This is a genomic window from Mangrovibacillus sp. Mu-81, assembly GCF_036867415.1.
Lineage (GTDB): Bacteria > Bacillota > Bacilli > Bacillales > Bacillaceae_B > Rossellomorea.
Genome location: NZ_JBAJHU010000002.1, coordinates 516,377 through 532,506 on the forward strand (window position 1 = coordinate 516,377; position 16,130 = coordinate 532,506).

The 16,130-nt window shown below is 38.2% G+C and carries 11 protein-coding genes; 3 read left to right on the forward strand and 8 right to left on the reverse strand.

Annotated elements, in window-relative coordinates; translation table 11 throughout:
• Positions 1-17 precede the first annotated feature (17 nt).
• A complete protein-coding gene (locus V6B33_RS06135) occupies positions 18-2,399 on the forward strand; it encodes an immune inhibitor A domain-containing protein (RefSeq protein ID WP_334216858.1) in 2,382 nt (793 codons plus the stop codon).
• Between the two features lie 260 nt (positions 2,400-2,659).
• Here V6B33_RS06135 and V6B33_RS06140 read toward each other — a convergent pair whose 3' ends face one another.
• A complete protein-coding gene (locus V6B33_RS06140) occupies positions 2,660-3,337 on the reverse strand; it encodes a response regulator transcription factor (RefSeq protein ID WP_334216859.1) in 678 nt (225 codons plus the stop codon).
• Between the two features lie 31 nt (positions 3,338-3,368).
• Positions 3,369-4,511: a sensor histidine kinase gene (locus V6B33_RS06145; protein WP_334216860.1), complete on the reverse strand. Its 1,143-nt coding sequence runs from the start codon at positions 4,509-4,511 to the stop codon at positions 3,369-3,371.
• Positions 4,512-5,052: 541 nt separating this feature from the next.
• Between V6B33_RS06145 and V6B33_RS06150 the strand changes: the two genes are divergently transcribed.
• Complete coding sequence (locus V6B33_RS06150) at positions 5,053-5,688, forward strand: YigZ family protein (RefSeq protein ID WP_334216861.1); 636 nt, start codon at positions 5,053-5,055, stop codon at positions 5,686-5,688.
• 193 nt (positions 5,689-5,881) lie between these two features.
• A complete protein-coding gene (locus tag V6B33_RS06155; RefSeq protein WP_334216862.1) occupies positions 5,882-6,871 on the forward strand; it encodes an LCP family protein in 990 nt (329 codons plus the stop codon).
• 37 nt (positions 6,872-6,908) lie between these two features.
• Here the strand turns inward: V6B33_RS06155 and V6B33_RS06160 are convergent, their stop codons facing one another.
• From V6B33_RS06160 to V6B33_RS06185, 6 genes are all read right to left on the reverse strand, one after another.
• Positions 6,909-7,580, reverse strand: a complete 672-nt coding sequence (locus V6B33_RS06160; protein ID WP_334216863.1) for a sugar transferase — start codon at positions 7,578-7,580, stop codon at positions 6,909-6,911.
• On the reverse strand, positions 7,507-8,514 hold the full coding sequence (locus tag V6B33_RS06165; RefSeq protein WP_334216864.1) for an NAD(P)-binding domain-containing protein: 1,008 nt from the start codon (positions 8,512-8,514) through the stop codon (positions 7,507-7,509). The genes V6B33_RS06160 and V6B33_RS06165 overlap by 74 nt, the downstream gene beginning before the upstream one ends.
• Before the next feature lie 25 nt (positions 8,515-8,539).
• Positions 8,540-9,784, reverse strand: a complete 1,245-nt coding sequence (locus tag V6B33_RS06170) for a glycosyltransferase family 4 protein (protein ID WP_334216865.1) — start codon at positions 9,782-9,784, stop codon at positions 8,540-8,542.
• A gap of 16 nt (positions 9,785-9,800) precedes the next feature.
• A complete protein-coding gene (locus V6B33_RS06175; protein ID WP_334216866.1) occupies positions 9,801-10,511 on the reverse strand; it encodes an acyltransferase in 711 nt (236 codons plus the stop codon).
• A gap of 19 nt (positions 10,512-10,530) precedes the next feature.
• A complete protein-coding gene (locus V6B33_RS06180; protein ID WP_334216867.1) occupies positions 10,531-12,396 on the reverse strand; it encodes a polysaccharide biosynthesis protein in 1,866 nt (621 codons plus the stop codon).
• Between the two features lie 214 nt (positions 12,397-12,610).
• Positions 12,611-16,057 carry an N-acetylglucosaminidase gene (locus V6B33_RS06185; RefSeq protein ID WP_334216868.1) on the reverse strand — a complete coding sequence of 1,149 codons (3,447 nt, stop codon included), beginning with the start codon at positions 16,055-16,057 and terminating at the stop codon, positions 12,611-12,613.
• Between the last annotated feature and the right edge of the window lie 73 nt (positions 16,058-16,130).

A 16,130-nucleotide genomic window follows, 5' to 3' on the forward strand; every position in this document is an offset into this window, starting at 1 on the left:
CAAGTAGGGGGTTGTGTATGAGCAAATTACTTAAGACAGGTCTCACATCTGTCGTGATGGCAGGAACACTGTTTGCCGGTTTTCCTGTTTCGGCGGCTGTTCAGATCGAAAGCGATGTAAAGGTGAAAGAACAGAGTCATGATTCACATTTTCAAGGAACATTGGATTTAGCTCTTATCAATGATGAAAGATTACTGGCTTCATTAATCAAGCAGGGGAAGATTTCTTCCAAGGCATCTGAAGCTTCCAAACAAAAAGCACTCGATAAGTACATTGAATTAAAAGGAAAGAAAGTTGAGGCTGCCGGAGCTAAAAAAGACCCGATTGCAGGGAAGGTAAAAGCGGCTGAAGCCGAGAAACATGAGAAATTCGAAAAGGCGACTAAAGCCGGAAGCAAAGGAAAGCTGCAGGGGAGTACGAAACATCCTAAACCAGTCGAAGAATCTGCTTCCCCCGGTGTCGTGAAAAAAGGGAAACTCCTGACTCTGATGGTTGAGTACTCAAATTTCGAACATAATAACATCCAGCCCCATGAAACAGATAACTACTATCCTGACTACAACACTGAACACTTCGAAGATATGATTTTCGGGGAAAATGGCGTAGAGGGACCGAATGGGGAAAATTTCGTTTCTCAGAAACAATTCTATGAAGAACAATCAGGCGGGACTTATACCATTGAAGGACAGGCTTATGGATGGCTCAAAGTCCCGGGAACGGCAAAATATTATGGAGCTGACAGGGCTGACGGAGGACATGATAATGTAGCACCGGGCGGTTCAAAACGATTGGTCGCCGATACTTATGCTGCAGCATTGGCAGCAGGAATCCCTCTTGAAGACTATGATTTAGAGGATCCTCATGATTTAGATTTAGACGGCAACTACTGGGAGCCGGATGGATTGGTTGATCACCTGCAAATCATCCATTCCGGGATGGGACAGGAAGCAGGCGGCGGATCATTATTTGATGATGCGATCTGGTCTCACCGCTCGGCTGCATACGTGGATGCCGACGGCCTTGGTGAGGGGAAAATTGGATTCTATGACTATACAATGATGCCGGAAGACGGGGCTACTGGAGTCTTCGCCCATGAATATGGTCATGACCTTGGCCTGCCGGATGAATACGATACGATTTATTCAGGTGCAGGAGATGCGGTTGAATACTGGTCGATCATGTCCGCAGGTTCCTGGGCAGGCAAGATCCCTGGAACTGAGCCGACAGGTTTCTCTCCATGGGCTAAGATGTACCTGCAATCAACACTCGGTGGAAAGTGGACAGATCCTCTCGTTGTTGATGTAGAAGATTTGAATAAGAAAGGGACGAACTTCTTGCTGGATCAGGCCAATTCGCCTAACGGTCAGAACAACCAGGCCATCCAGGTGAACCTGCCAAAGAAGAAGACCCCGATCAATACTCCAGCCTCGGGAAGCTACGAGTACTGGGGAGGACAAGCGGATGAAATCGATCACAATATGGTGATGGATCTTGATTTAACAGGTAAATCCACAGCCAACCTGACATTTGATGCCTGGTATGATATTGAAGAACAATGGGACTTCGGATTCGTTCAAGTATCGACGGACAACGGACAAAATTGGACGTCTTTAGGTAACGAAAATACGAGAAGCGATGCAGTGCCCGAAGCGTATCCTACCATTCTGGACTCTATGCCTGGTTTCTCTGGTACATCCGATGGCTGGGAAGCCCAATCATTCGATTTAAATGAGTATACTGGAGAAACGATCAAATTAAGACTGCGTTATGCCACAGACTGGGGCACATCCCATGTTGGATTCTTCGCAGATAACATCAAAGTTACTGCAGACGGTGCCACTCTGATCCAGGACGGAGCCGAGTCGGAAACATCATCTTTCGCCCTCAATGGATTCGAACGTTTTGACGGAAATAAATTGATGGACCATTACTATATACTTGAATGGCGCAACCATCAAGGTGTGGATGAAGGTCTTGCCCATATCGCACGCGGCAGCTCGCTGATGAAATATGACGGCGGTCTCGTCGTTTGGTACGTGGATGATTCCTTCACTGATAACTGGACCGGCATCCACCCTGGGGACGGTTTCCTCGGAGTTGTCGACGCACATGATGATACTGAATTGCTCTGGAGTGACGGTGCTCCTGCATCCAGCCGCTACCACGTAGCCGATGCCGCCTTTAACTTCATGCCTACTTCAGGGATGAATCTTGTTTATCCGGATATGTCGCTGACCCTCGCTAGCCAGCGCGGAATACCGTTATTCAATGACCGTAAGGATTATAATAACGAATTCCTTCCTGATGCAGGACGCAATCTCACAAAATACGGCTTGAAAGTCCTTGTCACCGACCAGGCAAAAGATAAATCAGTCGGGTCGGTCAGATTGTCAAAATAGAATGTAAATGTTTTTATTGCCTTGCACGCAAGATGGAGATTGCCATCTGTGTGTGAGGTTTTTTTGTCTGTTCTTATCTTGACCGAAAGGCCTGGTTGAGCCTGGCCCAAATCAACCCGATTGTGCCTGGCTCAAATCAACCCGTTTGTACCTGGAACAAAAAAACGATCTGTTCCGGCACCCCTACTTCACGCAAAAAAACAGCCCTTTCCAAAAAAGGGCTGCTTTTCTAACAACAAATCACAAATCCTGTATTCTCTTTATCGTACTTCAACCCAGCCATTCTTGATCGCTGTGACAACGGCCTGTGTACGGTCATTCACATTCATTTTCTGAAGAATGTTACTTACGTGGTTCTTAACGGTCTTTTCACTGATGTACAGTGCTTCACCGATGCCGCGGTTGCTCTTGCCGTCTGCAAGCATCTGAAGGACTTCGCATTCACGGCGGGTCAATAGATGTAACGGGCGGCGAACTTCGGACTGCTGGAATCCACCTGTGTTCTGTGCATTGGCCAAGCGCTTGTATTCAGCAACCAGGTTATGCGTTACTTTCGGATGAACGTAAGATCCGCCATCGGCAACCACTTTGACTGCATCGATCAGTGCTTCTGAATCCATTTCTTTCAGCAGGTATCCAAGAGCACCTGTCTTCAATGCGTGGTTCACGTAGTTTTCGTCATCATGGATGGACAGGATAATGACCTTTGTTTGAGGATACTTGTTCATCAATTCGCGAGTGGCTTCCACTCCGTTTGTTTCCGGCATGTTGATATCCATCAGTACGACATCTGGTTCATGGCTTTCAATCAGGTTGACGGCTTCTGAACCGTCGTCTCCTTCTGCTACTACGTTGAAAGAAGGTTCAAATTCAAGAATGCGTTTTACCCCTTCTCTGAATAACTGGTGATCGTCAATGATAACAATATTTGTTGCCATGTCATTCGCCTCCCTAATCCTTCGAAAAAATTTACTTGTTGAGCGGAACCTGTACGATTACTACGGTTCCTGCCCCAATTTTTGAGTCAATCGTGATGTCTCCTTCGAGAAGGTCGACACGTTCTTTCATCCCCATGATGCCAAAGGATCCTGTTTTCTGCAGTTCTTTATCGAATCCCTTGCCGTTGTCTTTGACGACAACTGTTATTTTGTCTTTCTTTACTTCCACTTTTACTTGGATATGTGTCGATTCAGCATGCTTCAGTGCATTCTGTACACATTCCTGAACCAAACGGAACAAGGCGACTTCATATTTCGATGGAAGCCTGATATCCAGGCCGATGTTCATAAATTGAATACTGGTTCCTTGGTTATACTCTTCGATCGTGCTCAGGTATTTTTTGAGGGTCGGAATCAGCCCGAGGTCATCGAGCGCCATCGGTCTCAGATCGTAGATGATGCGGCGGACCTCATAAAGAGCGGACCGGACCATCTTCTTCAAATCGCGGATCTCCTTGATTGCTTCTTCTGATCCTCTTTCCCTATACACCCGATCGATTAAATCAGATCGCATCAGGACGTTGGCCATCATCTGAGCCGGGCCGTCATGGATCTCACGGGATAGACGTTTCCGTTCATCCTCCTGAGCCTCAATGATCTGGAGTCCGAAATCCTGCCGCTGCTTCGCATCCTCAAGTGCTTCGTTCACCTGTCTCAAATCACTGTTGAGGTAATTAAGCACAACCGAAATTTGCGTACATAGATGCTCGGCGCGGTCAATCGTGTCGCCCAAGGACTGCAGGCGCCTTTGCAGCTCATCCCGGCGGTCCCTCAGCTGCTTTTCAAGCTGTCTGTTGATTGAAATTTTCACTTGCAGGTCATGGGCCACCTCATACGCTTCTCTTACTTGAGTCTCTGAGTAAGTTTGGAAATGCTTACTCACTTCAGAAAGCCTGATTCTGGCGTGCCTTGAATTACGGGTCAGTTCATCCCCTTCATCAATGACCTTGATCACCATTTCTTTTACTTCTGCTAATTCTTTTGTCATTTCTTCAAAATCATTTCGGCATTGCTCACCGATATGAAAGATTTCATCCTTGCTCTGGTCGACCGTATCCACCATTTTCTCAAGAATGACATCCAACAACTTGGTGTTAATTTTTTTTAGTGACACGGTACACCCCTCTTTTGGTTCCACATTCGTCTTATACCAAGAAGATTTCCATAAAGTATTATCCTGCAAAAATAATGAATCGGCTATTTTATTCTTGAACCCGAACACTGATCCGTGTCCAACTACCTATTACATCATTTATAAAATATACCTATTACAATTTCAATGCAAAATCACAAATCTCCTTTATTCATCTAGGCATATTTCGCTGCAACACTTCCATACAAGGGTTTTCACGGTCTCTCCATTGAATTCGCAAGCCTGGTCAAATAAAGAAGACCATTCACCTACGAACAGTAAATAGGAACATAAGAAGTATTACTTTCAGCGTCAATTATACCATGTCAGTTATTGTCGGAGATTAAAGTTTCGTTACATTGTATTACCATTATTTCATGTAGAACCATATATTCCCTTGCCGAATATCTGGGAATCTGTGCAATTTAGCACTATGTCCTTTATAGTAGAAAGAAGGTGAAAACTATGACCATTACCCTTTTTACATAAATCTCAAACACCACTATCGGGAGGAGAATGAAATTTGCTACATCACTATAATACTGTCAAAGGCTACGGAGAAAATGAAATCACTATCGAACGTTCACGATTCATCGCTTATGTGAATCGCGCTGAAACCGAAGAAGAGGCGCAGGCGTTCATTGCCGATATCAAGAAAAAACACGGAGACGCGAATCATAACTGTTCTGCTTATATGATCGGGGAACATAATCTGATTCAGAAAGCGAACGATGACGGGGAACCAAGCGGTACGGCAGGAGTACCGATGCTTGAAGTGTTAAAGAAGCGCAATCTCAAAGATACAGTAGTCGTCGTTACCCGGTATTTCGGCGGGATCAAGCTTGGAGCAGGCGGTCTGATCCGAGCTTATGGGAAAGCTGTATCAGAAGGACTGAACGCCACAGGGATCGTCGAAAGAAAGCTGATGCGTATCTTCAAGACGAAAATCGACTATACGTGGCTGGGGAAAGTCGAGAACGAAGTGAGGTCTTCACAGTATCAGTTGAAGGAAATCCGTTACCTTGATGCGGTGGAGGTTAAGGTATATGTAGAGGAAGGCACGAAAGAAATATTTGTAGACTGGATGACTGAACTGACAAACGGGCAGGCTAACATGTCAGAAGGAGAAGTAGAGTATTTCGAAACAATTTTCTATTAATATAGGTTATAGAATTTAATGCTATAATATATAAGTACAGATATTGTTTTTATGAATGCATCACGGGTATATGATTATTACAAAGTTCTAACATTATATCACTCTGTAACTTAATTTTCATAAAGCTTTTATTTAATTAATTGTGATATTCGCTTATAATATTTTAATGGATAAACTTTAAAGGATGATTTTAATGGAAGAGTATAACAATTCAAAGCTTCGGTATAAACGAACACTCCGAAAAAAAAGAAGGCGGAGAGTATTTTTTACGGTAATAATGTTTTTTTTAATATTAACCATTTCTGCTTTCAGTGTAATGGCTTATAAATCAATTTCTGCTTTAGATAGTACCTATCAGGAAATTTCCAGAGGGGATAAATCCAAGCTCAGGGATGAAAAAGTAGAAATTACAAACGACCCTTTTTCAATTTTAATCCTAGGAGTAGAAGATTATTCTGACAAAAATGATAAGGGTAGATCTGATACGCTTATGGTTGCCACACTAGATCCGAAAGACCAGTCAATGAAATTAGTCAGTATTCCTAGGGATACATTGGTTAGCATACCTGAATATGGTGAAGATAAAATTAATCATTCATATGCTTATGGAGGAAAAGAATTAGTCATTGAAACTGTTGAAGATTATCTAGATCTTCCTATAGACTATTATGTCACAGTGAATTTTGATGGATTTAAAGAGATTATTGATGAAGTAGGCGGAGTAGATGTGAATGTGCCTTTTGATTTCTCAGATATAAACAATAAGAGAGAAGAATTCCATTTCTATGAAGGTATGCAAAAACTTAATGGGGAAGAAGCCCTTGTTTATGCAAGAATGCGTAAACAAGATCCCCGTGGTGATTTCGGTAGAAATGAGCGTCAACGCCAAATCGTTACAGGATTACTTGATAAAGTATTATCACCTAATACATTTTTAAAAGTAGATGATATTGCAAATGTTGTTGGGGATAATATCCAAACAAACATGAAGGTAAAAGAAGGGTTGGGCCTTCTGCAAAAATTCAGTGGTTTTTCTACTTCTTCGATTCAACAAATTGAATTTACAGGAGAAGATCAATATTATGATAATGTATATTACTTTAAACCATCTGAGGAATCATTAAATGAAATAACCTCAGAATTACAAAGCCACCTAGATTATTCTAAAAACGAAACAAATTAGTTAAAAGCCCTGCGCATTGCGCAGGGCTTTTATTATATTATATTGAATCTTTCGCTAACACAGTATTAACAATCGTTTTAAACAGTATCCTAAGGTCTAATAAAAAGCTATTATTTTTAACATAGTATAGGTCGTATTCAATTTTTTCACCATGTGGAATCTCACTTCTGCCATTTACTTGAGCCCACCCTGTAATACCAGGTTTAGCAAATAGGCGCTGGAATTGATGCTCACTATAGCAGGCAGTAATTTCAACTATTTCAGGACGGGGGCCAACCATACTCATCTCCCCTTTTAATACGTTAAAAAATTGGGGAAGTTCATCAAGGCTGTATTTACGAATAATTCTACCTATATTTGTAACAGATGGATGAAACTCTTTTGTAGATTTAAATACAAAATCATCCGGAACTCCGTTTTCCCAGTCATAAGGAGACTTGCCAGGAGAGTGATTATTTGTCACTTTCATTGATCTGAATTTGTATATATAAAATGTTTCTCCATTTACACCAGATCTTTTTTGTTTAAAAAATATTGGTTTTCCATCTTCTAGAAGTATCCTAATGGACACGTATAAAAATACGGGTGAAAAAATAATAATCCCAATCAGACTAAGAATAATATCCATTATTCGCTTAATTATCAGATAAAATTCGTTGTTGGAGGATAGATAATTGCCTTTTATCTGCTGAGTTGTATTCTCCTTCATCTTTTAAACCTCCCAGTCCATTTGCTACCCCTATTACTTGGGTAGGTGAGCTAATGTTATCAAGTATTATATCTCCGTGACTGCCGATTATTCCTCCAGCTACACAATTTACCCCGTCTATTTTCTTTTCGCCAACAACATTCTGGAAGAAATCATTGTCAAAGGCATTAAGAAATGATTCTACAAAAGGTAACCCTATTCGAGTATCCAGACGTATGATTGATAAATCTTTATGATTTTTTAGTTCGATCAATTCTTCAGAGAGATTATTAATTCCACCGTCTACCACCAAAGCATCTGGAGTCAGGTACTTGAAATAATTACTGTTTAAGACACGTTCAGCACTTACAAACGATACTAATGCATCAAATTGATTTTCATCAGATTTATTATGAGTAAATGCTTTTACTGTATTATGAGAAAATTTAGGTAAAAGAATATTAATTAGATTCGCTAACTGTGATGCCTTTTGCTGGTTCCTTCCGGAAATAGTTACACTAGCGTTCCTCTCTGATAGCCTTAATGCCAGCTTTCCGGCAAGATTTCCCGTTCCAAATATGAGAATGTTTTTATTAATTAGGTCATAATTAAAATGTTTATTTAATAACACATCTGCGGCTTCTAATGTCATATCGTTAGGTTTATAGGGAATTATCCTTGAATGTCGGATGACTTTCTTTGCCGAAGCGAAGATATTCACATCTTGCTTCCCTTCAATGTCTGCAAGTATAACCGGAACTTTTCCATCTACCAATCCAAGAATATGATTACAGGTATATTGATCCGTAATAAGTATACTTGAAGCAACCATATTATTTATTGTTCTATTGGGCAGAATGCTGAATTTTTTTGACTTTCTCGCAGTTGATCCAACCAATAAATATTCTGGTTTGTTGTTAAGGATTATTTCCATTAATGCACTAGTATCTAACATTTGCTCACCACTTTATCTAACAAATTCAATTATTATCTTGGTCTTTTTCTAACTCTTTGTTCAGCTTAATTGCCAGTGTTGACCAAGAGTGGGTTTGATCGACTACCACATTGGCTTTTTCTCCTATTTGTACTGCTTTTTCAGGATTTTTATATAGCCACAAAAGTTTAGAAACAATGTCATTCTCATTTTCAGATACATATCCAATATCCTGTTTACTAATAATTGTATCTTTTAAATCTGACAGCATTACTATTGGAAGTTTTGCGGCCATGTAATCATACATTTTATTTAGACTAATCCCCCACTTGTATACTTCTGCATTTTTCATTGAGATAATGCCGACATCTGCATACTTTAGTATATCAGGTATCAATTCTTTTTGAACGGCATCCATAAAGTGAATATTCCCTACATTTTCATTATTAGCTCTTTTAATCAACTTTTGTTTATCCGGGCCGTCACCGACTAATACAAATTGTATTTTATCTGTATTAGTCTGAACTTGTTTGGCAATGTTCAATAGCGCATCAAGATTGTTAGCCAAGCTGTGAGCGCCAGTATACATGACGATAAATTTGTTTTCTGCTAATTCATCAAGTTTGGTTTGAAGATCCAAAGGAAGTTTCCCCATTCCTTTTTCACTGTATCTATTCATATCTACACCATTCGGTAAATATAACACTTTATTCTCATTTACACCTCTAGATTTAACATATTGTGGAGCTTTATCAAATAAAACTAGAATTTTGTCAGCTTTTCTATAAAGGAATAATTCTAATTTAGATAATACCTTTACAATAGGATTATTTGGTGAAACTTTCCCTAAATCAATTAATGATTGCGGCCATAAGTCTCTTTCTTCAAAATAAAACAGCGCTTCGGTTTTTTGGGCTAAACGATATGCCGAAAGAGCAGCAAGCGGATGCATTAAAGACCCAATAACTACATCCGGTTTTTCTTTAAAACTTAAAGCAATTTTATTAACTCTTTTCGAATAAGCAAGTATATTTAATACACGCTTGTGATCGTTTTTATGATAAGAAGGGGTTTTAATCCAAACAAATTCAACCCCTTCATATGATTGCACCTGGAATTGTTCTCCTGTAGAATACTGCTTTTCTTCTACTCGTTTTTGATGATTGAATGAAGCAGCAAATATTGTCACTTCATGGCCTAATTTCACTAATTCTTTTCCTAAATCAAAGTGTCTTGTAATGCCGGAAGAATTAGGGCCAACTGCATAATGATTATAGATCCAAATTTTCAATACAAAAACCTCTTCATCATTGATTTCTTAGAAGTTGATCACTTGGTACTTCACGTAGTCTTCTTGCAGGAGAGCCAACAACTATTTCTTCCTTATTGACATCCTTAGTTACTGTACTTCCTGCAGCCACAGCCCCATCCTCTTCTATTACTTTGCCTGGTAAGATTGTGGAATTTGCTCCAATTCTTCCGCCGTCTTTTATTGTCACACCTTTAAATTTGTCATACCTTTCTTTACTTCTAGCCATAAAATTATCATTGGTTGTGACTACACACGGGGCGATGAAAACATAATTTCCTATTTCTGAGTACGCTGTAATGTAACAGTTTGTTTCCAACTTACAGTTAGAGCCTACGGTACAGTCGTTCTCAACAGCTGCCCCTCTTCCAACAATCGTACGGGCTCCAATTGTAACCCTTTCTCTAACAGTTGCTAAGTCAGCAATAAAAACTTCATCACTAATAACTGCATTCGCATACACTATTGAAGAAGTTCCTATAGTAACCCCTTTTCCAATTATCGTGGGTGGTAATTCTTTCGAGTCAGGTAGTATTGAAGCTTTCGCCCTTGTCGGTTGTTTCCCAATGACTACATTATCCTGAATGATACAGTAATCCCCAACTTCTACTCCATTATATATAACAACATTGTTTCCTATAGTGACATTTTCCCCTAATTTAACATTATCACCAATGACTACATTATTGCCTTTATTTAAAGTTTGCATATAACGACTACCTTTCCCTTTATAATTGTTTAATTGGATTTAGCAATAAACCGTTATTTACTTCATCCAATTCTGAATACTTATTATTTGCAATATCTAAAAGAACTTCTCTTAGTTTCGGTTTGTCTTCTAATAAGTCACTGATAAGGAGTAAAATTTCTTGCGCATTTATATTAGTTGACTTTCCAATGTATATCTTTTCAAATACTTGTTTAGGATGTATTTCATCATGATTTAAGATTTCTTCATATAATTTTTCCCCTGGTCTCATTCCTGTGAAATTTATCTTAATTTCATCTTTAGTAAATCCAGATAATCTGATTAAATTTGTAGCAAGATCAACTATTTTTACTGGTTCACCCATATCCAGCACAAATATTTCGCCACCTCTCGCCAGGGCACTTGCTTGGATAACCAGTCTTGATGCTTCTGGAATCGTCATAAAGTATCTAGTCATATCAGGGTGAGTTATAGTAAGTGGGCCGCCATTCGCGATTTGTTTTTTAAACAGGGGTACCACACTACCTCTACTTCCCAATACATTACCAAAACGAACCGCCACAAATCTTGTGGTACTAAATTTAGCCAAGTCTTGAATAATAATTTCGGCTACTCTTTTTGAAGCACCCATTACGCTTGTCGGGTTAACCGCTTTATCAGTAGACACCATTACAAATGTGCCTACACCAGCAGCGTCTGAAGCTTCAGCTACATTTTTAGTACCGTAAATATTATTCTTAACAGCTTCTTCCGGGTTTCTTTCCATTAATGGAACATGCTTATGTGCAGCAGCATGATAAACGATGGACGGCTTGTACTTCTGCATGATTTCATACATCTTCTCACGGTCTTGGATGTCTGCAATTTCTGTCAGTAGTTCGATACTATCTTGATATTTTGACCTTAATTCCATTTCAATTGTATAAATACTGTTTTCCCCATGTCCTAAAAGAATTACCGTTCTAGGATTAAACTTACATATTTGTCTGCATAATTCTGATCCGATCGAACCGCCAGCTCCGGTAATGAGAACAACTTTATTATCAACTTTGTCTACAATTCCTTCTACATCTAACTCTACAGGTTCTCTACCAAGTAAATCTTCAATTGAAACATCTCTGATTTCATTTATTGAGACTTTTCCGGCTGCAAGATCCCCAATCATTGGAAGAATCTGCACATCATTGCAAACCTTCTTAGCTTCAGTGATAATGCTGTTCAATCTTGCTTTAGTCAAGGAAGGTATAGCAATAACAATATGGTCAATATTATAATTTTTAGCGACTACCTTCAAGTCCTCTACAGAACCGGCTACCGGTAAGTTCCCTATTTTTAAATGTTGGACCTTTGTATTGTCATCGAGAAATGCCACAGGCTGCAAATCTGTACTTGGGTGATCCCTTAATTGACCTAGCAGCATTCTTCCAGTAGAGCCTGCACCAATTATTAGTGTCCTCTTTAGTTTAACCGGCTTTTTTTCTTTTGATTTAATTGTAAATGCTACCGATTGAGTGAAGCGAACCCAGAAACGAACCCCGCCTAACAATAAAATGTGGAGCATATACGTTAATGATAGCCCTCGAAAATAAATATTATCAAAGGCGAATTTTTGCACTATTGCTGTTACAACTATGGAAGAGGTAACGACCATAAAGAGTCCTACAAGCTCATCCATACTTGCATATCTCCAAACTTTTCTATACAATCCGAACACGTAAGAAAATAGATGATGAGTAACTAGTAAGGTAATTGAGGTGATAATAATCATATCATCTACAATATATGCTGAAAAAGGGTTTAAAAAAAAGTGGGACATATATATCGAAAACAATACTATTATTGAATCAATGAAAAACAAGGAAACCATTCTTGTTTTATAATTCATTTATAATCCTCCTTGATAAAACACTTTAAAATTCCAATTTGTATTATATCACAATCCGTCAATTCATGTTGTAGTTAAAATAACTTATTATTGATTACTATTAACTCAAAAAGAACTATTGAAACTGGTTTTTTATTACATTTTTAGAATTTTCCGAAGAATATTAAAAAAGCTAATACCATAAGATAATCTTACGATATTAGCCGAAAAGTTTTTATAGTGTTTTATACAATGGAATCTCAAATCTTAATGTATAGGATTCCAATAAGCCGTACAACTTACTAATACTGAAGGTTTGCTTATAAGCCCATCCAATATCTGTCGCGTATTGATGAGTACCTGGCACGTCAGGATTCCATCTCATTTTATATAGTGTATTTTGCTGGTAGCTTCGCACATCTTCATCCGGGTTGATATAACTTTCCGAAATGAATTTTGCGCCACCTATAATCGCGGATTCAACCGAGAACCACCCTTCTTTATATGCAGTTTCTGCACCGCATCTTAACGCACAATTATCGAATGCCCCTATTCCATACATGTTATACACTACTTTAGGTTCTACTTTTTCTCCGTTTACTTCAGTAACTAGTACACCTTTTGCCAAATCAGATGTGCCGTTTCCAGTTTCCAGTAAAGCGTGAGAAATTAAGTACAGTTCATTTACACCGAAGATTTCTCCTGCATCAATAAAACTCTTACCTGTGTTTTTTAGAATACCTTTGTTATAAAGTATTTTAGAATTTATTTCTTGCGCTTCCACATCTGCGCCTTTAGATAAGTCGAGGAATTGATAATAGGCAGAACTAGTCTTATCAAAGTTATTTGGATCTAAATAATACAGGGTATCAGTTGGACTGGCGTTTACCCAATATTTATTATAAGTAATTTCATACCAAACTTCGTTTTTGTTATTAATTACCTTATCTAGAATATAGACCTTTTGACCTTTTTCTAATTCTCCAATTATCCAGCAATCATCTCCGCACGTTGTACTTGGACCGCCTCTTACTCTCCAGCCGCTTTCTTTGACTATGCCATACGTAGGATTGTTGGGATTGTCTAATTGCAATGCATCCCAACGCACATACGCAGGGTAATCATTATCCGTTTGTGGAGAAGTATTCATTTGAATGTCCAGCATTTCATCAAGAGTGTAATTGTAATTATTATTATTATACACATATCTTTTTGTTGGTATCTTTTCAACATATTGGTTTTTTATGAAGCCTTCTCTGCTTCCTATGTCTACTTTAATCCAATCGCCGATATCACCAATCACTTTATACTCTTTCCCTTTCAGTAAGGTAGCAAAGGAAACGGATGTTCCTGAGGAAACATCATATACAGCAATGTTAACTGTAGGTTTGACTATACCTGTATAATCAATGACTCCTTCTAAAGCATTACCTATTTTAGGGTTTTGAATTGGTTCTGTCTGAGGAGTGCTGACATAGGCAATTATGTTGCTGAAGTTTATTTTGTGAAAATATTTATTACTGGTATTCAGCATAGGGAATGATTCGCCTTTGTCAAGGTACCCAATGATTTCTTTTGCACTTTCTGACGAATATACTGGCTTTTTCTCAACAGTTTTAAAGTGATCTACGTTATCAAATAATAATGCTGCATAAGCATCTGATATATATCCAATTCTCCCAGCTAAATCAACCCGGAACCATGAACCTATATCACTTATCATTGGATATTCATTTCCCTTATAAATACTGCCAAACTGAACTAATTTACCAGATGTATTATCATAGACTGCTATATTTTCAGTTGGTGTAAAGTTCTTGCCTGAGTTAGTATAGCCAGTGTTTGCATTTTTAATGGTATACCCTGGAGCAGGCTTTGTATAATTCTTTTGAACATACCCTACTTCATTACCAAATTTAATCTGATGCCAGCCGCCTGTGTCACCAATTCTATGATATTCCTGTGAACTATCTACCGCTCCAACTCTTTCCAACCTGTCATTTCTCTTAACATATACAGCAGTTCGAGTTGTAGGTTCAAAATAATTGATATTGGTATTAAATTCAGCAGTAATATCTTTTTCTCTTACATAACCTATCCTGTTGAGGAAATCAATTCTATACCAATCTCCAATATCGTACACCATTGGAAAGCTGATATTGTCATAGATAGATCCAAACTGTTCTAATTTCCCAGATGATTTATCGTAAACTGCTATATTGGTATTAGGTTTGAACTTAGTAATCTTTTCCCAATTAGGATTACTTTTGTTCTGGATCGTACTTCCATCGGAGGGGATCGTATATTGTTTATTTATATATCCGATATAATTTCCAAATTCAACCTTATACCACCCACCCATGTCAGATAAGTGTTTGAATTCCTGTCCTGCATCAACAGCTCCGGATTTTACCAGCTTTGAATCAACTTTAATGTATAAAGCTGTTCTGCTTGCTACCTTAAAATAATCAGAATTACTTATACTAATTTGTTTTGAAGTATCAGCTGTTTGTGTGGATGCTGTAGTTGTCTTCAAGGAAGTCTGTGGTGTAATAGAAGATTCCACCGTATCTGAAACTGTTGTTTCTTTTGAAGTTAAATCTGTACTTTGTGTCGTATCTATTTCGGTTTCTGTCTCTTTAGAAACAGCTACTTTCCCTTCTTCTCCCAAGAAGTTTAAAATATAAAAATCGTTTTCTTTCGAAGCTTCTATAGAAACTGAAGTTTCAATACTACCAATTACTTCTTCATTTCTATCATGGATAATCGTTCCTTTTTCTAAAACTATCGTCTCAATATTATCAGTTAAAGCTATAGGCGATTCTTTTATTGTCTCTTCTGGTACATTTCCAGATACATCAGCCATATTAATATAATATAATTTATTACCTATCATGACTTCGTACCAATCATCTTTTACAGCATGAAATTTATACGTATTATCTCTGTATAAGTAGGCAATAACTTCTGCATTATTTTGTGGTGTTGCGTAAATTGGAGTTTGCTTGGTAGTAAGAAAATATTCATCTTTGATAGTCACTTCAAGGATTTTTTCTTCTTCTACACTTTCTGTCCCTGAACCGTCTCCCACTTCCGATTCATCTACAGGCTCGTCCGGATTGGGGCTATTGGTTGGCTTAACCTTTTTCACTTGAATATATACTTCCTTACCATTCATGTCCATGTAATATTTAATGAACTCCCCGTCCTCTTCTGAACGATGAGAAGCTAATAAACTATTACTTTCAATTGAGCCTATTACAATTCCATTTTCATAAAGTGCAGTAGTTTCATTTACTTGATAATCTACTAAATTACTTGAAATGAGCGAACTACTCTCCACATTATCAACCACGTTGATTAGTTGAATGGCCTCTCTATCTACCTGGTATTGTTCATTGCCTATAGAAATATAGACTTTATCTTCATCTTCTTCCGGTACGTAAACCAGTAAAGTAACTCCACTATGTAAATTACCGAAAAGTTTTCCCGCGGCATCCTTGATTGTAGTCTCTTGAACTGTTTTAGCCTCCCATATTTCTTGAGAAGAATTCAAGGCTAAGGCATTATTAGAGAAATTAAAGAAAATAAAACCAAAGAATAGTGTGAAAATGACTAGGTGAAATATTTTTTTTAGAAACATATTGTACTTTTTCCTCTCCCTTCCAAAATCATTATACAATCTACCCACCCAATAATGAACAGTTTTCTGTAAAAATGAAACAATGAAATTTTTTCCAATAAAATAAGACTGC

Coding starts and splice junctions, on each gene's coding strand:
- V6B33_RS06160 (WP_334216863.1), bottom strand. CDS start 7,580: ATGAAGGAGAATACAACTCAGCAGATAAAAGGCAATTATCTATCCTCC.
- V6B33_RS06175 (WP_334216866.1), bottom strand. CDS start 10,511: ATGCAAACTTTAAATAAAGGCAATAATGTAGTCATTGGTGATAATGTT.
- V6B33_RS06180 (WP_334216867.1), bottom strand. CDS start 12,396: ATGAATTATAAAACAAGAATGGTTTCCTTGTTTTTCATTGATTCAATA.
- V6B33_RS06155 (WP_334216862.1), top strand. CDS start 5,882: ATGGAAGAGTATAACAATTCAAAGCTTCGGTATAAACGAACACTCCGA.
- V6B33_RS06140 (WP_334216859.1), bottom strand. CDS start 3,337: ATGGCAACAAATATTGTTATCATTGACGATCACCAGTTATTCAGAGAA.
- V6B33_RS06165 (WP_334216864.1), bottom strand. CDS start 8,514: ATGTTAGATACTAGTGCATTAATGGAAATAATCCTTAACAACAAACCA.
- V6B33_RS06135 (WP_334216858.1), top strand. CDS start 18: ATGAGCAAATTACTTAAGACAGGTCTCACATCTGTCGTGATGGCAGGA.